This window comes from Nonomuraea angiospora (assembly GCF_014873145.1).
Taxonomy (GTDB): Bacteria; Actinomycetota; Actinomycetes; order Streptosporangiales; family Streptosporangiaceae; genus Nonomuraea; species Nonomuraea angiospora.
Genome location: NZ_JADBEK010000001.1, coordinates 10,238,935 through 10,257,682 on the forward strand (window position 1 = coordinate 10,238,935; position 18,748 = coordinate 10,257,682).

The 18,748-nt window shown below is 71.2% G+C and carries 14 protein-coding genes; 5 read left to right on the forward strand and 9 right to left on the reverse strand.

Annotated elements, in window-relative coordinates; translation table 11 throughout:
- Nucleotides 1-36: 36 nt before the first annotated feature.
- The 8 genes from H4W80_RS47280 to H4W80_RS47315 all read right to left on the reverse strand — a co-directional run bounded on the left by H4W80_RS47280 (nucleotide 37) and on the right by H4W80_RS47315 (nucleotide 12,606).
- Entirely contained in the window at nucleotides 37-1,005 is a 969-nt protein-coding gene (locus tag H4W80_RS47280) for an ABC transporter ATP-binding protein (RefSeq protein ID WP_318787386.1), read from the reverse strand.
- Nucleotides 1,002-1,967, reverse strand: a complete 966-nt coding sequence (locus H4W80_RS47285; protein ID WP_192791033.1) for an ABC transporter ATP-binding protein — start codon at nucleotides 1,965-1,967, stop codon at nucleotides 1,002-1,004. Before H4W80_RS47285 ends, H4W80_RS47280 begins: the two co-directional genes overlap by 4 nt.
- Nucleotides 1,964-2,791, reverse strand: a complete 828-nt coding sequence (locus tag H4W80_RS47290) for an ABC transporter permease (RefSeq protein ID WP_192791034.1) — start codon at nucleotides 2,789-2,791, stop codon at nucleotides 1,964-1,966. Before H4W80_RS47290 ends, H4W80_RS47285 begins: the two co-directional genes overlap by 4 nt.
- Entirely contained in the window at nucleotides 2,784-3,743 is a 960-nt protein-coding gene (locus H4W80_RS47295) for an ABC transporter permease (protein ID WP_192791035.1), read from the reverse strand. The genes H4W80_RS47290 and H4W80_RS47295 overlap by 8 nt, the downstream gene beginning before the upstream one ends.
- Complete coding sequence (locus tag H4W80_RS47300; RefSeq protein WP_192791036.1) at nucleotides 3,743-5,359, reverse strand: ABC transporter substrate-binding protein; 1,617 nt, start codon at nucleotides 5,357-5,359, stop codon at nucleotides 3,743-3,745. Before H4W80_RS47300 ends, H4W80_RS47295 begins: the two co-directional genes overlap by 1 nt.
- Nucleotides 5,360-5,449: 90 nt before the next feature.
- A complete protein-coding gene (locus tag H4W80_RS47305) occupies nucleotides 5,450-6,136 on the reverse strand; it encodes a GntR family transcriptional regulator (RefSeq protein WP_192791037.1) in 687 nt (228 codons plus the stop codon).
- Nucleotides 6,137-6,390: 254 nt separating this feature from the next.
- A complete protein-coding gene (locus H4W80_RS47310) occupies nucleotides 6,391-7,563 on the reverse strand; it encodes an alpha/beta hydrolase (protein WP_192791038.1) in 1,173 nt (390 codons plus the stop codon).
- 219 nt (nucleotides 7,564-7,782) lie between these two features.
- Complete coding sequence (locus H4W80_RS47315) at nucleotides 7,783-12,606, reverse strand: ATP-dependent helicase (RefSeq protein ID WP_378525763.1); 4,824 nt, start codon at nucleotides 12,604-12,606, stop codon at nucleotides 7,783-7,785.
- Nucleotides 12,607-12,690: 84 nt separating this feature from the next.
- Between H4W80_RS47315 and H4W80_RS47320 the strand changes: the two genes are divergently transcribed.
- Nucleotides 12,691-13,179, forward strand: a complete 489-nt coding sequence (locus H4W80_RS47320; RefSeq protein ID WP_192791040.1) for a VOC family protein — start codon at nucleotides 12,691-12,693, stop codon at nucleotides 13,177-13,179.
- A gap of 252 nt (nucleotides 13,180-13,431) precedes the next feature.
- Nucleotides 13,432-13,626 carry a DUF3046 domain-containing protein gene (locus H4W80_RS47325; RefSeq protein ID WP_185071854.1) on the forward strand — a complete coding sequence of 65 codons (195 nt, stop codon included), beginning with the start codon at nucleotides 13,432-13,434 and terminating at the stop codon, nucleotides 13,624-13,626.
- A gap of 11 nt (nucleotides 13,627-13,637) precedes the next feature.
- Here the strand turns inward: H4W80_RS47325 and H4W80_RS47330 are convergent, their stop codons facing one another.
- Nucleotides 13,638-13,910, reverse strand: a complete 273-nt coding sequence (locus H4W80_RS47330) for a hypothetical protein (RefSeq protein WP_192791041.1) — start codon at nucleotides 13,908-13,910, stop codon at nucleotides 13,638-13,640.
- A gap of 333 nt (nucleotides 13,911-14,243) precedes the next feature.
- On the opposite strand from H4W80_RS47330, the gene H4W80_RS47335 reads away from it, so the two are divergent.
- The 3 genes from H4W80_RS47335 to recX all read left to right on the forward strand — a co-directional run bounded on the left by H4W80_RS47335 (nucleotide 14,244) and on the right by recX (nucleotide 18,739).
- Nucleotides 14,244-14,744 carry a hypothetical protein gene (locus H4W80_RS47335; RefSeq protein ID WP_192791042.1) on the forward strand — a complete coding sequence of 167 codons (501 nt, stop codon included), beginning with the start codon at nucleotides 14,244-14,246 and terminating at the stop codon, nucleotides 14,742-14,744.
- A gap of 542 nt (nucleotides 14,745-15,286) precedes the next feature.
- Nucleotides 15,287-16,378, forward strand: a complete 1,092-nt coding sequence (recA, locus tag H4W80_RS47340; protein WP_192791043.1) for a recombinase RecA — start codon at nucleotides 15,287-15,289, stop codon at nucleotides 16,376-16,378.
- A 573-nt stretch (nucleotides 16,379-16,951) separates the two neighbouring features.
- Nucleotides 16,952-18,739, forward strand: coding sequence for a recombination regulator RecX (gene recX / locus H4W80_RS47345; protein WP_192794152.1), 1,788 nt, complete (start codon nucleotides 16,952-16,954; stop codon nucleotides 18,737-18,739).
- Nucleotides 18,740-18,748: the final 9 nt, after the last annotated feature.

Genomic DNA, 18,748 nt, shown 5'->3' on the forward strand with positions numbered 1-18,748 from the left:
TCAGCTCGGGCCTGGTGGTGAACAAGATCTCTCCTTCTACAGATTGGCGGCCGCGTCGGGAATGCGGTCCACCGTAACCAGATGACACGCGGCCGGATGGCCGTTGCCGCGAGGGTCCTGAAGCAGGGGCTCCTCGCTGCGGCAGGCGTCGTACGCCAGCGGGCACCGCGTGTGGAACCGGCACCCGGACGGCGGGTCCACCGGGCTGGGCACGTCCCCGCCGAGCACGATCCTGCGCCGCTCCCGCTGCCGCACCGGATCGGGCACCGGCGCCGCCGACAGCAGGGCCTGCGTGTACGGGTGCCGCGGCGCGGCGAAGATCTCGGCCGTCGGACCGGACTCGACGATCTTGCCCAGGTACATGACGGCGATCCGGTCGGCGAGGAACTCCACCACCGACAGGTCGTGTGTGATGAACAGGCACGAGAAGCCCATGTCCCGCTGCAGGTCCGTGATCAGGTTGAGCACCGACGCCTGCACCGACACGTCCAGTGCCGACACCGGCTCGTCCGCCACGACCAGCTTGGGCTCCAGGATCAGCGCCCTGGCCAGCCCGACCCGCTGCCGCTGCCCGCCGGACAGCTCGTGCGGGAACCGGGAACGCATCTCCTGCCGCAACCCCACCTTCTCCAGCATGGCGGACACGCGTCCGGAGACCTCACGCCGGTCGGCCACCTTGTGCCTCAGCAGCGGCTCGGCGACGATCTGCCCGATCGTGAATCGCGGGTTGAGCGAGGAGTAGGGGTCCTGGAAGACCATGTGGACGTCCCTGCGCAGCGGGCGCATGGCCCGGCGCGACAGGTGGGTGATGTCGCGGCCGTCCAGCTCGATGGCCCCCGAGGTGGGCTCGGTCAGGCGCAGCACGCACTTGCCGACGGTGGACTTGCCGCTGCCCGACTCGCCGACCAGGCCGAGCACCTCGCCCTGGCCGAGCTCCAGCGACAGGCCGTCCACGGCGCGTACCTGGCCGTAGTGCTTGACCAGGTTGTCGATCCGCAGGATCACTGCTTGCCTCCCGGGTGGAAACAGGCCGCCAGATGGCCGTCCGCGTGCCGTTCGAGCGGGGGTCTGGCCGCGCGGCAGTCGTCCTGGGCGCGCGGGCAGCGGGCCTGGAACGCGCACTCCTCGGGGTCCGACAGCGGCGAGGGCACCATGCCGGGGATCTCGGCCAGGCGGCCGTCGACCGCCGCGGACGGGAGGGCGTTCATCAGACCCAGCGTGTACGGGTGCCGCGGGTTCGCGAACAACTCGGCCACCGGGGCCTGCTCGACGGCGCGGCCGGCGTACATGACCACGGCCCGGTCGGCGATGTCGGCCACCACGCCCAGGTCGTGCGTGATGAGGATGATCGCCGTGCCGAGCCGGTCGCGCAGGTCGCGGAAGACGTCCAGCACGCCCGCCTGGATCGTCACGTCGAGCGCCGTGGTGGGCTCGTCGGCGATCAGCACCCGCGGCGAGCAGGCCACCGCGATCGCGATCATCACGCGCTGGCGCATGCCGCCGGAGAGCTGGTGCGGGTACTCCTTCATGCGGCGCTGCGGCGCCGGGATGCCGACCAGCTCCAGCAGCTCGACGGCGCGGCTCCTGGCGGCCTGGCGCGAGAGGCGCTCGTGCCTGCGCAGCACCTCGGTGATCTGGTATCCGACGCTGAACGACGGGTTCAGCGAGGTCATCGGCTCCTGGAAGACGACCGAGACCTCCTTGCCGCGTACGTGCCGCAGGTCCGCCTCGGGGAGCGTGGTGAGCTCGCGCCCGTCCAGCTTGACCGAGCCGGACAACCGGGTCGTGTCGGGCGGCAGCAGCCTGGGCACCGACATCGCGGTGACCGACTTGCCGCAGCCGGACTCGCCGCACAGCGCCAGGATCTCGCCCTCGTCCAGCGTGAGCGAGATGTCCCTGACCGCCTGCACCAGGCCGTCCTCGGTGTCGAAGCCGACCCGCAGGTCGGTGATCTCCAGCAGGCTCATCGGCCGCTCCTCGGGTCCAGGACGTCCCGCAGCCCGTCGCCCAGCAGGTTGAAGCCGAGCGTGGCCAGCGCGATCATGACGCCGGGCCAGACCGCCAGCCAGGGGGCGTCGCTCAGATACTGCTGCGCGGTCGTCAGCATCACGCCCCACGAGGGCGTGGGCGGCTGCACGCCCAGCCCCAGGAACGACAGCGTGGCCTCGCCGATGATCGCCCCCGGGATCGCCACGGTGGCCTGCACGATGAGCGGGTTGAGGCAGTTCGGGAGCACGTAACGGAAGATGAGGTGCCCGTCGCCCGCGCCGTCGGCGACGGCCGCGGCCACGTAGTCCATCTCCCTGACCGCCAGCACCTCGCCACGGGTGATCCTGATGACGGCGGGCAGCTGCGAGAAGCCCAGCGCGAACACCACGCCCTTCAGCGAGGGCCCGATGATCGCCGCGAGCCCCACCGCGAAGACCAGGAACGGGAACGCCAGCGTCACGTCCACCAGCCGCATCACGACCGGGTCGAGCCAGCGCCGGTAGAACCCCGCGACCAGGCCGATCGGGATGCCCACGACCATCGCCAGCAGCGTGGAGAGCACCCCGGCCTGCAGCGACACCTGCGCGCCGTGCGCGATCCTGGCGAACGCGTCGCGGCCCAGGTCGTCGGTGCCCATCGGGTGCGCGCCCGACGGCGGCGCGAGCGTGGCCAGGTAGTCCTGCGTGGTGGGGTCGCCGGTCACCAGCGGCCCGATCAGCGCCAGCAGCACGAACGCGACCACCAGCACCAGCCCGGCCATCGGCATCGGGCGCCTCTTGAAACGCCGCCACAGCCTAGTCATTCGCGCCCCCCGACAGCCTGATCCGGGGGTTGAGGAACGCGTACACGATGTCGACCAGCAGGTTGACCAGCACGTAACCGATGACGGTGATCAGCACGACGGCCTGGATGACGGGGTAGTTCCTGGTCAGCACCGCGTCCACGGTCAGCTTGCCGAACCCGGGGATCACGAAGATCTGCTCGGTCACCACCGCGCCGCTGATCAGCGCGCCGAGTTGGAGGCCGAGCACGGTGACCACGGTCGTCAGGCTGTTGCGCAGCGCGTGCGCGCCCACGACCTTGACCTCGGACAGGCCCTTCGACCTGGCGGTCCGGACGTAGTCGGCCGAGAGCGCGCCGAGCATGGCCGAGCGGGTCTGCCGCATGAGGATGGCGGCGAAGCCGGTGCCGAGCACTAGGGCGGGCAGGATCATGCGCTGGAGGTTCTGGCCGGGGTCCTGGGTGAAGGGGACGTACCCGGAGGCGGGCAGGACCCGCCAGGTGACCGCGAACAGCAGGATGCCGAGCAGCCCGAGCCAGAAGTGCGGCACCGACAGCCCGGCCAGGCCGAACCCGGTGGCCAGGTAGTCGGCGAGCCGGCCGCGCCGGACGGCCGCGACGATGCCCGCGCCCACGCCGACGACGATCGCGACCAGCATGGCCAGGGCCGACAGCTCCAGCGTCACCGGCAGCCGCTCGGCGATGATGTCGATCACCGGGAGCTGGTCCTGCGTGGAGCGGCCGAAATTGCCGGTCAGGGTCTGGCCGACGTAGTCGAGGTACTGGGCGGGCAGCGGCTTGTCCAGGCCGAACTCGTGCCGGATGGCCTCGATCACGGCGGGCGAGGCCTCCTCGCCCGCCATGACCGTGGCCGGGTCCCCGGGCAGCGCCCTGATCCCGAGGAAGATCAGGACGCTGGCCAGGAACAGCACGATCACGGCCGATCCGCAGCGCCGGAGGATGAACCAGAGCATTACGCGGTGAACCCCGCGGTGACGAAGCGCGGCAGGCCGTCCTTGAAGTACTGGACGCCGGCCACGTTCTTGCTCATGCCCAGGTAGTACTTGTTGTGGTACAGGTACAGGACGCCGCGCACCTCGGCGGCCTTCTTCATGGCGCTCGCGTAGAGCTCGGCCCGCTTGGCCGGGTCCGACTCGGCGGCGGCCTGCTTGATCGGGTCGTCGATGCCCGGGTCGGACATGCCGCTGTAGTTGTTGCTGCCGCGGCTGGTGATGAGGTTCGTGAGGTTGCCGTCCGGGTCCACCCGGCCCGACCAGCCGTTCAGCAGGACGTCGAACTTGCCGGACTTGCCCTGCTCAAGCGTGCTGACGAACTCGGCGCTCTGCACGCTCACGTTGAAGCCCGCCTCCTTGGTCATCTGCTGGATGACCTGCGCCAGGCGCACGTTGGTGGCGTCGTTCGGGCTGGTGAGCGTGACCGGGACCGGCGTCTGCGCGCCGGACGCCTGCACCAGCTGCTTGGCCTTGGCCAGGTCGCGCTTCGGGCACTGCAGGTCCTTGGCGCGGTAGGGGCTGTCCACCGGCACGGGGAAGCAGTCCACCTCGTGCAGGCCGTTGTAGACCGTCTTGTTGATCACGTCGCGGTCGAGGGCCAGCTCGAACGCCTCGCGCAGCTGCGGGCTCTTGGCCAGCGCCGTGTTCACCGTGCCGGGCTTCTCGGTGGAGCCACTGGCGTTGCCGGTGTTGATCGTGATGCCGTAGTAGCCGAGGCCGCCGCCGGACACGACCTTGAGGTTGGGGTCGCCCTGCACGCCCTTGACCGTGGTGGTGGCGAGGTTGTCGCCCACCTGGACGTCGCCGGACTTCAGGTTCGCGGCCCGTACGTTCGGGTCCACGATGATTTTGTATACGAGCTTGTCGAGCTTGACCTTGGCAGCGTCGTAGTAGTCGGGCGCCTTCTCCAGCACGATCTGGCTGCCGGACGTACGGCTCGCGAACTTGAACGGCCCGACGCACACCGGGCTCGCCCCGAAGTTGTCGCTGCCCGCGTCCAGGGCCTTGGGCGACATGATCATGCCGGCGCGGTCGGCGAGCTGCGCGGTCAGCGGCGTGAACGCCTGCGTCAGCGTGAGCTTGACCGTCGTGGGGTCGGCCACGGTGACCTTGGACACCGCCGCCAGGTCGGCCTGGCGCGCGGACTTCTCCCAGGTGCGGTGCCGGTCCAGCGACTTCTTGACCGCCTCGGCGTCGAACGCCGTGCCGTCGTTGAACTTCACGCCCTCGCGCAGCTTGATCGTCACCTCCTTGCCGTCGCCGGAGACCTCGGGCAGGGCGCTGGCCAGCTGCGGGACCAGGCTCGACTGCGCGTCGATGTCGAAGAGCTTCTCGCACATGTTCGCGAACACCTCGCGCCCCACCAGCGTGGTCGAGATGCTCGGGTCGAGCGCGTCGGGGTCGGCGCTGAGCGCCACGTTGAGCGTGCCGCCCGCCTTGACCGGCCGGTTGTCGGCCGAGGCGTCGGCTATGGAGGGAGGGGCCGCGGGGGTGCCGCTCGATCCGCCTCCGCCGCAAGCTGCCAGCGCAAGGGGGAGAACGGCGAGCGCCGCGACGAGCCTGGGGGACGGTCTCATGGGGCCTCCGTTGAAAGGTTTAGGAGACTGTATACAAGACCTCACATTTCACTGGTGTTTCATGACCCTGTGTTGTTATCTGAGTGTTTTCTAATCGTTCGGGGGATTTGGCGCGGAGGCCGCCGTGCGGATCGCCGTGAGGAACGACCGCCTGGCCGCCGCCACGTGCGCGATCGCCCTGGCCTGCGCCTCGTCCTCGTCGCCCGCCGCGATGGCCTCGCACAGGCTCAGGTGCTCGCTCCAGGAGTGCGGCCCGCGCGCGGCGGCCGTCTGGCTGAAGACCCACTGCGCCCGCAGGAGCATGGGCTTCATCATCAGGCTCAGGTACGAGTTGCCCGCCGCCTCACCGACGGCCAGGTGGAAGGCCGTGTTGAGATCGGCCACCTCCTCCAGCCGCCCGTTCTCCACGGCCTCCTTGGCCTGCTCAAGCACCCGCCGCAGCCGCGCGGCGGACTCGGGCGTCCGCTTGCGCGCCGCCAGCCGCGCCGCCAGGCCCTCGACCGCCATGCGCACGTCGAAGAGCTCCTCACCCTCCGCCGCCGACAGCCGCGCGACGGTGGCGCCGAGCCGGGGCACGACCTCGACGAACCCCTCCGTGGCCAGCACCCGGATGGACTCGCGTACGGGGTTGCGGGACACGCCGAGCAGCGCGGCCAGCCGATCCTCGACCAGCCGCTCACCCTGGGCGAGCTCGCCGGAGAGTATGCGTCGCCGCAGCTCCTTGGTGACCTCGTCGCGCAAGGTCGAATGGGCCGCGCCCAGCGTTAAATCAGTCATGAGGCGACAATCGTATACAGCACGACCCACCCCTCCACCCGCCCACCACCCCCTGCACCTCCACCCCAACCCCACCCCACCCGCCCGCACCCCTTGGCTCCGACCCTCGACCTCCGCACCTCGGGCTGGGCCCCCACGGTTCGCTGATCGCGGCACCGATCCCCTCGTCGCTGATCTCGACCGGCGGATCGGTCGCGGCCGACCAGGGTGGCCTGGACCACCACGACGCGCCCGACCAGCATTCGGACGCCCCGCTAGCCAGCTACGGCTCTTCTTTCCCGTGATCTCACCCAGGCGGTGAAGCCCTCGATCGCGTCGACGACCGCCTCGAAGCGGACCGAGTGGTAAAGGTCGAAGGCGTGGTTCCCGCCGTGCAGCTCGGCGTAGACGACGGGGTTGGCCGAGGTCTGGCGTAGCCGGTCGGCGAAGTGCCGGGCATCGGCCGAGGGCACCAGCGGATCCAGATCGCCGTGAGCCACGAGGAACGGTGGTGCGTCCGGTGCGATGTGGGCCAGTGGCGAGGACTCGGGGCCTTGGCCGAAGTAGGTGCCGTACCAGCCGTTCAAGTAGATGGCGCCGGTCACGGAGGTGTCGGCGTCCTCGAAGCCCGGCTGGAAGGCGGGGTCGTTCTGGGTGAGCGCGGCCAGCGCCGCCATGTGCCCGCCCGCCGAACTGCCCGCGACGAACAGCGTCGACGGGTCGGCGCCGTACTCGTGGGCGTGCTCGCGCACCCATGCGATGATCTTCTTGAGGTCGATCAGGTGGTCCGGATGCTGGACCTCGGGCCGCAGCCGGTAGTTGGCGCTGATGCACACCCATCCCCGGCTGGCGAGGTGGTAGAGCAGGGGAAGCGACTGGCTGTTCTTGTGGCCGCCGGAGTAGCCGCCGCCGTGCAGGTGGATCATCACGGGGGCGCCGGACGGGCGCGAGCGGTGGTGGTAGAGGTCGAGCAGGTTGCGGCGGCCCGCGCCGCCGTAGGCGAGGTCGGCCACGCGCCGGACGTCCAGGCGGCGCCGGAAGATGGGCAGAACCAGGATGCGGGCCAGCGGGGGACGGCGCCGCAGTCCGACGCCGAGGTCGGCGTCGATGGCGGCCCGCCATCCCGCGCCCAGCCCCAAGTCCATCGCCCGCTCGATCCTGACCCTCTCGCCCATCGCGCGGTAGGCGATGACCGCGAGCCCGATCGCGGTCACGGCGGCCAGGGCGACGACCGCCCAGCCGCCCGCCGAGTCGATGTCACCGTCGGCGAACGCCAGCGCCGTCGGGAGCAGCAGCATCCAGAAGAAGGCCGCGAACGGCAGCTCATTGGCGGCCAGGCCGAAGTAGTAGCTCATACGGCCCAGCGGGCGTGAGAACGGCACCGGCCGCAGCGCGAACAGCGTGCCGATCGCGACGAGCGTCACAGTGAACACATACCCGAAGGGCACGGAACCTCCAAAGGTTGAATCCTCGCGGATGAGCCTAGGAAGGACCGCTATATGCTGTCCAAGATCAGTATTCTCATATGTTCATAGCTTCAGAGGCATAATGGCTCTGCTGTCACCGCGCTACTTCAAGGCCGTCGCACGCAGGGCGGGCGACGGCCTCCGCGTCGCCCAGCCGGAGGCCGACCGAGGGAGATCGGCTTGGCCTCGTGCCGCACGGGCTCAGGCGCGCAGGCGCAGCCCCCGGGGTGTGGGGTGGAAACCGGCAGCCTCCAGGGCCGCCGCCAATGGCGACTCGACGATGGACGTGCCGTCGGCCCGTTCCACGGTCAGCTTCCCGAGCGCCCCGTCCCGCACGGCCAGCGCGAGGGCATCGACGGCGGGCTGCAGCCGGTCGTCGTCGGCGAACGACAGCAGCGTCTTGCCGCCCCGTTCGACATAGAGCACCAGGTGCCCGTCCACGAGCACGACCAGCGAACCGGCCTTCCGGCCGGGCTTGTGCCCGAGCTCGCCGGGATGCTGCGGCCAGGGGAGCGCGGCACCGTACGGGCTGGCCGGATCGGCCGCGGCCAGCACCACGGCCCGCCGCCCACCCCCTGAGCCGGGCCCAGTACCTCCACCCCCTGAGCCGGGTCCAGTACCTCCGCCCCCTGAGCCGGGTCCAGTACCTCCGCCCCCTGAGCGGGGCCCCAAACCCTCGGTCCTGGAGCCGGGTCCCATACCCCTGGCCCCCGAGTCAGACCCCGGACCCCCAGCCCATGAGTCAGACCCCGGACCCCCAGCCCATGAGTCAGACCCCGGACCCCCAACCCATGAGCCGGGCCCCGGACCGCTGGTCGGGGCGACGCCGGGCGCCATGGCGCGCATCCGGTCGACCGCTCCCGGCAGGGCGAACTGCGCGCCCCCGAGGCCCTCGACGAAGTAGCCCCGGCGGCAGCGCCCGCTCTCCTCGTACGCCCGCAGAACCTGATATATGGGCGTAAATCCCCCAGGAAGTCGTTCCGAGGTCACCGCCCCCCGGGTCACCACGCCGTGCCGTTCCAGCAGCACCTCGGCCTGCGCGTGCGCCCGCTGGGTGCTGTCGGCGGCGGGCGCGGGCAGCAGCCACCACCGGCCGCCCACCGTGGGCGGCCCGCTCCTGCTCGGCAGCACGGCCCGGCGCCGCCGCGTGGTGGCGGGCCGGTGCGCGGGACGGCCGGTGCCGAGCGTGGCCCGCAGCGGCGCCAGCGTGTCGCCGGAGACCCGCCCCGCCCACACCAGATCCCACAGCGCCGCCGCCAGGGCCGCGTCGTCCAGGGACTGGAGCTGGTCGGACAGGCCGCGGAAGAACAGCGCGCCGCCCCCGCCCAGCAGCTCCAGCACGCGCTCGTGCAGAGGGGTCATCGTGATCTCGGCGGGCTCGGGCATCAGCAGCGGCGCGGTGTCGGCGTAGTAGAGCGAGACCCACCCGTCGCCGCCGGGCAGCGAGCCCTGCCCCGCCCACATCACCTCGCCCGACGAGGTCAGCTCGTCGAGCAGCGCCGGATGGTAGCCGGGCACCCGCGCGGGCAGCACCAGCGTCTCCAGCGCGGACGCGGGCACGGCGGCCCCTTGGAGCTGTTCGATCGAGCGGACCAGCGCGTCCATGGCCCGGGCCGCCTCGCTCGCGCCCCGGCCGCCGACCGCCCCCGCGGCGCCCGAGCCGGTGATGCCGTGCCAGGCGGGCAGGAAGCGGGCCAGCGTCTCCGGCGCGACCGGCTCGACCTCCTTGCGCAGCCGGGCCAGCGACCTGCGGCGCAGCATCCGCAGCACCCCGGCGTCGCACCACTCCTCGCCCCGCCCGCCGGGCCGGAACTCCCCGTTCACGACCCGCCCGGACGCGGCCAGCCGGCGCAACGCGTCGGTCACCACGGCCACGCCCAGCCCGAACCGGGCCGCGGCCGGGCCCGCGTGGAACGGCCCCCGGGTGCGGGCGTGCCGCGCCACCAGGTCGGCCAGCGGATCGGCGACCGGCTCCAGGAACGCGTGGGGCAGCCCGACCGGCAGCGGCACGCCCAGCGCGTCACGCATGCGGGCCGCGTCCTCGATGGCCGCCCAATGCTCCTCGCCGGCGATGCGTACGCGGATCGCGCGACGCGAGCGTTCGAGCTCCTCCAGCCAGGCCGGGTCGCCGCCGCGCACGCTCACGTCGGGCGCGAGCAGCGGCCCGTGGGAGCGCAGCAGGTCGGCGAGGTCCTCCAGGTCGCGCAGCGGCCGGTCGAGCCTGGCCAGCTCCCGCTCGGTGTCGGAGATCACGTCGGGGTCGAGCAGCTCGCGCAGGTCGGCCTGGCCCAGCAGCTCGGCCAGCAGCGTGGTGTCCAGCGCCAGCGCCTGGGCGCGCCGCTCGGCCAGGGGCGCGTCGCCCTCGTACATGAACGCGCCCACGTAATGGAACAGCAGCGACGCCGCGAACGGCGAGGCCTGCGAGGTCTCCACCTCCACCAGCCGCACCCGCCGCGCGGCGATGTCGCGCATGAGCTGGACGAGCCCCGGCACGTCGAAGACGTCCTGCAGGCACTCGCGCATGGTCTCCAGCACGATCGGGAACGAGGCGTACTGCGAGGCCACGCCCAGCAGGTGGGCGGCGCGCTGGCGCTGCTGCCACAGGGGGCTGCGCTTGCCCGGCGTGCGGCGCGGCAGCAGCAGCGCCCGCCCCGCGCACTCCCTGAACCGGGAGGCGAACATGGCCGACCCGCCCAGCTCCTCCGTGACGATCTGCTCGATCTCCTCGGCGTCGAACGCGGCCACGTCGGTCGGCGGCTCGGCCAGCGTGTCGGGGATGCGCAGCACGATGCCGTCGTCGGAGTGGACCGCCTGCACGTCGATGCCGTAACGCTCGCGCAGGCGCCGGTTGATCGCCAGCGCCCACGGGGCGTGCACCCGCGCGCCGTAGGGGGAGTGGATGACCACGCGCCAGTCGCCGAGCTCGTCGTGGAAACGCTCGACGAGGAGCGTGCGGTCGTCGGGGACGTAGCCGGTGGCCTCGCGTTGTTCGTGGAGGTAGGCCAGCAGGTTTCCGGAGGCGAACTCGTCGAGCCCCGCCTCCCGCATGCGCTCGGTCGAGCCGTTCTTGGCCTGCTCGCGAAGGAACTGCCCGATCGCCTTGCCCAGCTCGGCCGGGCGTCCGGGCGCGTCGCCGTGCCAGAACGGCAGCTTGCCCGGCTGGCCCGGCGCGGGCGAGACGAGCACCCGGTCGGCCGTGATGTCCTCGATCCGCCAGGACGTCGCGCCCAGCACGAACACGTCGCCCACGCGCGACTCGTAGACCATCTCCTCGTCGAGCTCGCCCACCCGGGAGGCCTTCTCGCCCACCAGGAAGACGCCGAACAGGCCGCGGTCGGGGATCGTGCCGCCGTTGGTGACCGCCAGCCGCTGCGCGCCCGGACGGCCCTGCAGGGTGCCGGTGACCCGGTCCCACACGATGCGCGGCCGCAGCTCGGCGAACTCCTCGCTCGGATAGCGCCCGGCCAGCATGTCGAGCGTGGCCTCCAGGGCGGTCCTGGGCAGCGTGGCGTAGGGGGCGGCCCGCTTGACCACGGACTCCAGCTCGTCGACCGTCCACTCGTCGAGCGCGGTCATCGCCACGATCTGCTGCGCCAGCACGTCGAGCGGATTACGCGGATAGCGCAGCTCCTCGATCTGGCCGCTCTTCATCCGCTCGGCCACCACGGCCGTCTGCACCAGGTCGCCCCGGTACTTCGGGAAGATCACACCCTTGGACACCGCGCCGACCTGGTGGCCGGCCCGGCCGATGCGCTGCAGCCCGCTGGCCACGCTCGGCGGCGCCTCCACGCACGCGACCAGGTCGACCGCGCCCATGTCGATGCCCAGCTCCAGGCTGGAGGTGGCGACCACGGCGGGCAGCCGGCCCGACTTGAGCGCCTCCTCGATCTGCGCCCGCTCCTCCTTGGAGACCGAGCCGTGGTGCGCCCGCACGATCTCGGTCACGACCCCCTTGCTCGCCCCGGCCTGCGCCATCATGTCGGCGGGCATCCGCTGCGGCTTCTGCGGCGATGGGGGCGTCTCCCAGATGGACAGGTCGATGGCCTCGACCCCGCCGCCCTCCCGTTCGTACGCGAGCTCGTTGAGGCGGGTGCACAGCCGCTCGGCCAGCCGCCGCGAGTTGGCGAAGACGATCGTCGAGCTGTGCGCCCCGATCAGGTCGAACAGCCGATCCTCCACATGAGGCCAGATCGACCGGCTGCCCGGCTCGGGGGCGAACTCCTCCCCGCCCTCCGGCCGCGGCCGGCCCTCCATCTCCGTCATGTCCTCGACCGGGACGACGACCTCGACCTCGATCCGCTTCTCCGACGGCGGCTGCACGACCGTGGCCGGCCGCGCGCCGCCCAGGAACGCCGCCACCTCGCTCACCGGCCGCACCGTCGCCGACAGCCCGATCCGCTGCGCCGGCTTGTCGAGCAGCGCGTCGAGCCGCTCCAGGCTGAGCGCCAGATGAGCGCCGCGCTTGGTGGCCGCGACCGCGTGGACCTCGTCCACGATCACCGTCTCCACGCCCCGCAACGCCTCGCGCGCCTGGCTGGTGAGCAGCAGGAACAGCGACTCCGGCGTCGTGATCAGGATGTCGGACGGCTTGGCGGCGTAGCGCCTGCGGTCCTGCGAGGGGGTGTCGCCCGAGCGGATCGCCACCGAGATCTCCGGCACCGGCAGCCCGAGCCGGCGCGCCGTCTGCTTGAGCCCGGCCAGCGGCGCGCGCAGGTTGCGCTCGACGTCCACGGCCAGGGCCTTGAGCGGCGACACGTACAGCACCCGCGTCCCCTTCGGAACGCCTTCGCGCCCGGCGGCGGGCGCCTGCGGGGCGGGCCCGGTCTTCTCGAACGCCAGCCTGTCGAGCGACCACAGGAAGGCCGCCAGCGTCTTGCCCGAGCCGGTGGGAGCGACGACCAGGGTGTTGTCGCCGCGCGAGATCGACTCCCACGCGCCCTCCTGGGCGGCCGTGGGAGCTTGGAAGGCTCCGGTGAACCATTGCCTGGTCACCTGGCTGAACTGGTCTAGCGAGCTCACCTGCACATATTGCCTCGCGCCACCGACAGAAAACGCATTTGGCGCCCGGGCGGGCGGTTGAGCGGGGGCCCTGGCGGACATAGAGCGACCGTGACCATTGACTATGCGGCCATCGAAGCCCGCCGAGCGGAGATGAGACGGCGCTACGTCTTAGCGCACCGGCCATCCAGCAGCGCCCGGGGCCTGCACCACATGGCCCTGCTCTCGTCGGACGTGGAGCGCACCATCAAGTTCTACCAGGAGCTCCTGGAGTTCCCGCTCACAGAGATCATCGAGAACCGCGACTACAAGGGCTCCAACCACTTCTTCTTCGACATCGGCAACGGCAACCTGCTCGCGTTCTTCGACTTCCCCGGCCTCGACCTCGGGCCGTACCAGGAGGTGCTGGGCGGGCTGCACCACGTCGCGATCTCCGTCGACCCCGCCACGTGGGAGCGGCTGCGCGGGAAGCTGGAGATGGCCGGCGTGCCGCACCAGATAGAGAGCGGCGCCTCCATTTACTTCAAGGACCCCGATGGCGCCCGGCTGGAGCTGCTCGCCGACCATCTCGGTGAGATGTACGGCTCGAGTGTGCTGTGACCGCGGGTCCGCCCTAGCGCCGCGACGCCCTGCGCGTACGCGGCCGGCCCGCACGGGGCTCCTGCCTGACGCCCGCGTGCCTTTCTGATCGCTCAGACTTCTCCTTCTGTACGGCGAGGCGCAGCGTGTGCAGTAATCGGCGGCGTCTGGCCCTGTGGGCCTTGGTCTCGGCTGTCTTCGGCGGCGAAGACTTGGGGGTCTTTGGCATGGGGATGTCCTACCCACACCCCAGGCGATTCCATACTTGAGTCCATGCGCCTGACGGAGTTCTGGAGACGGATGAACGCTCACTTCGGCGACACGTACGCCGAGTCGTGGGCCCGCGACTACGTGCTCGCGCCGCTGGGCGGACGGACCGTCATGCAGGCACTGGCCGACGGGGAGAGCGCCAAGACCGTCTGGCGCGCGGTCTGCCAGGTGGAGGACGTCTCGCCCAAGCTCCGCTAGCCGCGGCGGCCTCAGGGCTGCGACGTGTCCAGGGCCTGCCGCAACGCGCCGGCCGTGACCTCCAGCTCCTCCACGCTGCCCTGCCCGCCGGGCGACCACAGGAACGTCCATCCGCGGTGCGACGGGGTGGCGAAAATGATCGTCTGACGGCCGGTGCGCGGGTGCCAGACCCACAGCACCGGATCGTCGTTGCCTACCATGCGGCTGACCAGACCATGCTGGGGGAGCACCTCGGCGAGCGCCTCGAGATGGGTGCGCCGTTCACTGGTGTAGCCGCTCGCCACTCGCCGCCTCCAACCCTCGGCCCCTGCAGTGAGTCTCCCCAGCTCACCGCCCAGGCAACACCTTGGAGGCCAACATCGGCGGGGCTTGTTCACAGGGATGCGCATGCGTCTGGAGTCGAACGTGAACGCATACGGCTCAATGAACTCCTGCGCGCCCGGACCCCCGATACGGAAGCCGAAACCATGCTCGAACCACACGCCTAGGGCCACCACCGTCCACGGCCGCCAGGGACGCCGAGGGCTACCAGGTCCATGGCCGCCAGGGACGCCGAGGGCTACCAGGTCCACGGCCGCCAGGGACGCCGAGAGGCACCGCGTCCACGGCCGCCGAGGGTGACCAGGTCCACGGCCGCTGCAGGCGCCGAGAGCCGCGCCGTCACGTCCACGGCCGCTGCAGGCACCGAGAGCCGCCACGTCCGCGACGCCGAGGGCCTCACCGTGTCCACGGCCGTTGCGGGCGCCGAGAGCCGCGCCGTCACGTCCACGGCCGCTGCAGGCACCGAGAGCCGCCACGTCCGCGACGCCGAGGGCCTCACCGTGTCCACGGCCGTTGCGGGCGCCGAGAGCCGCGCCGTCACGTCCACGGCTGCCGCAGGCACCGAGAGCCGCCACGTCCGCGACGCCGAGGGCCTCACCGTGTCCACGGCCGTTGCGGGCGCCGAGGGCCACGCCGACTTCGGTGGCCCGCCGCATGAGCGCCTCGGCGGCGGCCAGCCAGTCGCGGGCACCCGCGCGGCAGGCGCCGATCGCGTAGACCACCCCGTCCACGGCCGCCGGTTGAGAGCCGTCGCCCGGGGACCGGGATCCCGGCGACCGTCGAAGACGGAGCGGTGAAGCCGACGCCGTCGCGCCCGAGGTCGAAAAGGACACCGTCACGGTGCGCTGGGACAACAGTAAGCAGTGGTCGCCCGGGTACCGCGTCGGCACGCCAAGCCCCGGCCGTTCCCGCGCAGGTCCAAACTTTCCCTGCCCTGCCCCGTCCTGCCCTGCCCCGTCCTGCCCTGCCCCGTCCTGCCCTGCCCCGTCCTGCCCTGCCCCGTCCTGCCCTGCCCCGTCCTGCCCCGTCCTGCCCTGCCCCGTCCTGCCCTGCCCCGTCCTGCCCTGCCCCGTCCTGCCCTGCCCCGTCCTGCCCCGCCGGACAGCCGATCGTGGACGGGAAACGCGACCGAACACTGGCGCCTGCTTGACCCCCGCCCCCGCCACCGAAGGCGGGTATTGACGGCGACCTGCGTGTTCCTGCTGTGATCGAACAGCCGTTCGGCTACGATGGGTTTCGCCCGAGCCACGTCTTCCCCGGCAGTCGCATGAAAAATGTCGGTGGCAGGCCGTAGCTTTCACTCGACTGATCGGACCACGACCCTCCAGGGGGAGTTCCCATGGCTATCAACGACCGCGAGAAGGCCCTCGAGACCGCGCTCGCTCAGATCGAGCGACAGTTCGGCAAGGGCTCCGTCATGCGCCTGGGCGATGACGCCCGAGCCCCCATCGAGGTGATCCCCACCGGGTCGATCTCCCTTGACGTGGCCCTCGGCATCGGCGGCCTGCCGCGCGGCCGCATCGTCGAGATCTACGGCCCGGAGTCCTCCGGTAAGACCACGATCGCCCTGCACGCGGTGGCCAACGCCCAGCGCGCCGGCGGCATCGCGGCCTTCATCGACGCCGAGCACGCCCTCGACCCCGAATACGCCAAGAAGCTGGGGGTCGACACCGACGCCCTGCTGGTCTCCCAGCCCGACACGGGTGAGCAGGCGCTGGAGATCGCCGACATGCTGATCAGGTCCGGCGCCGTCGACATCATCGTCATCGACTCGGTGGCCGCGCTGGTGCCCAAGGCTGAGATCGAGGGCGAGATGGGCGACAGCCACGTCGGCCTCCAGGCCCGCCTCATGTCTCAGGCCCTGCGCAAGGTCGCCGGCGCGCTCAACAGCACGGGCACCACCGCCATCTTCATCAACCAGCTCCGCGAGAAGATCGGCGTCATGTTCGGCAGCCCCGAGACCACGACGGGTGGTAAGGCGCTCAAGTTCTACGCCTCGGTCCGGATGGACATCCGCCGCATCGAGACCCTCAAGGACGGCACGGAGGCGGTCGGCAACCGCACCAGGATCAAGGTCGTGAAGAACAAGATGGCTCCGCCCTTCCGCGTGGCCGACTTCGACATCCTCTACGGCGTGGGCATCTCCCGCGAGGGCGGTCTCATCGACATGGGCGTGGAGCACGGCTTCGTCCGCAAGTCCGGCGCCTGGTACACGTACGAGGGCGACCAGCTCGGCCAGGGCAAGGAGAACGCCCGCAACTTCCTGAAGAACCACCCCGACATGGCCAACGAGATCGAGAAGAAGATCAAGGACAAGCTGGGCGTTGGCCCCCGCCTCGACGCCCCGGCCGAAGCCGCCGCGGCCCCTGCCCCGGCCGCCGCTCCTTCCGGCCGTGGCTCGAAGTCCACCCCGAAGCCGGGTGACGTCTGATCGTCCACCCCATGAGCGATCGTGCCCCCTCCCATGAGTGACCCGAACCGGCCACCGGCGCCCCAATCCGGGGGCGCCCGGCCCGTCCCTCCCCCCTCCCGGGGCCGCGACCTGGCCCGCTCGGCCGCGGACGGCTGGCCATCGGTTGACGAGTGGCGCGAGCACCGCACCCGCCAACGCGCCTCGGCCGAGACCGAGATCGCAGCCGACAAGGAAGGACACCCCGACAACCCCACCGCCAAGGGCGAACAGCCCGACGAGCACACCGCCACAAACGGACAGCTCGACAACTCCACCGCCACAGGCGGACAGCTCGGCGAGCAGCGTGCCATAACCGACGGGCCCGGCGCCGTGCATATCGCCACGGGCGAGCCGGACGATGTCCGTGCCGCCCCAGGCGAGCACCCCGACAACCTCATCACCGCAGACAGGCAGCACGATGGGCGTGCCGCCACAGATGGGCAGCCAGACGGGCGTGCCACCACAGACGGGCCCGGCGCTGTGCATGCCGCCACGGGCGAGCTGGACAATGCCCAGGCCGCCACGGGCGAGCCGGACGATGTCCGTGCCGCCATGGGTGGACAGGACGGCGTCCACACCGACGACCAGGTGACCACCGGCATCCGGAAGGCCACAGGCAACCTTTACCGGGAACGCACCGGCAGGCACCCCTTCTTCGGGGACGACACCGACGATCAGGACGGCCCCCGCATCACCACCGAGGCCCGAGCCCGACCAGACGACCAGTACGACTCCAGCGCAACCGCTGATACCCGAGCCCGACCAGACGACCAATACGACTCCAGCGCAACCGCCGACACCCAAATCGGGGCGAATGATCAGCGTGCATCCTGGCTCACTGCCGAGCGCCAGACCGTCGCAGACGATCAGTACGAATCGCGCGCCGACAACCAGGCCAGCCCAGACGCTGAGGCCGCCGGGCACCTCGACGACGGTGGCTCCCCTGACGCTGACCCGAGTCCTGCCGGCGCCGACCGGGGGAACCCGGACGGCGGATGGGCCACCGCCAAAAGGTGGCGCGCCACCGAGGAGGCCGCGCCTGCCGAGCCTGCCAACCGCGGAGACGGCGGGTGGCACTCCGAAGTGCTCGCGGGGAGCAGTTGGTTCGCGGCCGAACCGTCGGACGACGGTGAGACCGGTAGGAAACGATCGACCAGAGGGCGGCGATCCGGCCGCTCCAACGGACGGGCCGGGCGAAATGCCCGCGGGCGCGGTTGGCCATCCGAGGAATCGGATGCCGAAACCCGACAAGACAACGGGCCCTTCGCCGAAGCTGCCCAGCATGGCCACGACTTCGCCGGAGCGCCAAACGACGGCGGCGGTTTCGCCGGGTCCCGGTGGGATGACGGGAGCCCCGCCGGAGCGGCACGCGATGCCGCCGACGTCGCCGGACTCGAGCGTGAAAGCGAGGAGCGCGCCGGAGGCTCGCAGGACGGCAACAGCTTTGCTGGACCTAGGCAAGGTGGCGGAGGCTTTGCTGGATCTGGGCGAGGTGGTGGCGGCTTCGCCGGGGCTGCGCATGACGGTGACGACCCCGCCGGGGCTGCGCATGACGGTGACGACCCCGCCGGGCCCGCGCACAATGGTGGCGGCTTCGCTGGAAGTGCGCGAGGCCGTGACGGTTTTGCTGGGGCCTGGCCTGATGACGAGAGTCTTGGCGGAGCTGGTCGGAGGGGCGAGAGATCAGGCGGAGCTGGGCGGGATAGTGAGAGCTTTGACGGAGCTGGTCGGAGAGGTGGGAGCGGATCCCGGCGTAGGGGCGAGAGATCAGGCGGATCCGGGCGTAGAGCTGGGAGGTCTCGCGGATCCGGGCTGAGTGGTGAGGGCTTCGGCGGGGGCGGGCAGGACGCTGATCCGGAGTCGGTGGCGCGGGCTATTTGTCTTCGTTTGCTCACCATGGCGCCCAAGACGCGGGCCCAGCTTGCCGAGGCGCTCCGGAAACGTGACGTGCCCGACGAAGCCGCTGAAGCGGTCCTCAGCCGTTTCTCCGAGCTGGGGCTGATCAACGACGAGGCGTTCGCCGAGGCTTGGGTCGACTCCCGGCACCATGGCCGAGGGCTGGCCAAGCGTGCCTTGGCCGCTGAGCTACGTCATCGCGGTGTGGACACCGACACGGTCAAGGAGGCAGTCGAGCGGCTGGATCCCGACCAGGAGGCGGAGACGGCGCGGCGGCTGGTTGAGCGCAAGCTCGCCTCCACGCGGTCGCTCGACCCGCAGACCCGCACGCGGCGGCTGGCGGGCATGCTGGCACGCAAGGGATACTCCTCGGGGCTGGCTTACCGCGTCATCCGCGAGGCGCTTGATCAGGAGGGGATCGAGATGGACGAGGACTTCCCGTAGCATCTTCTG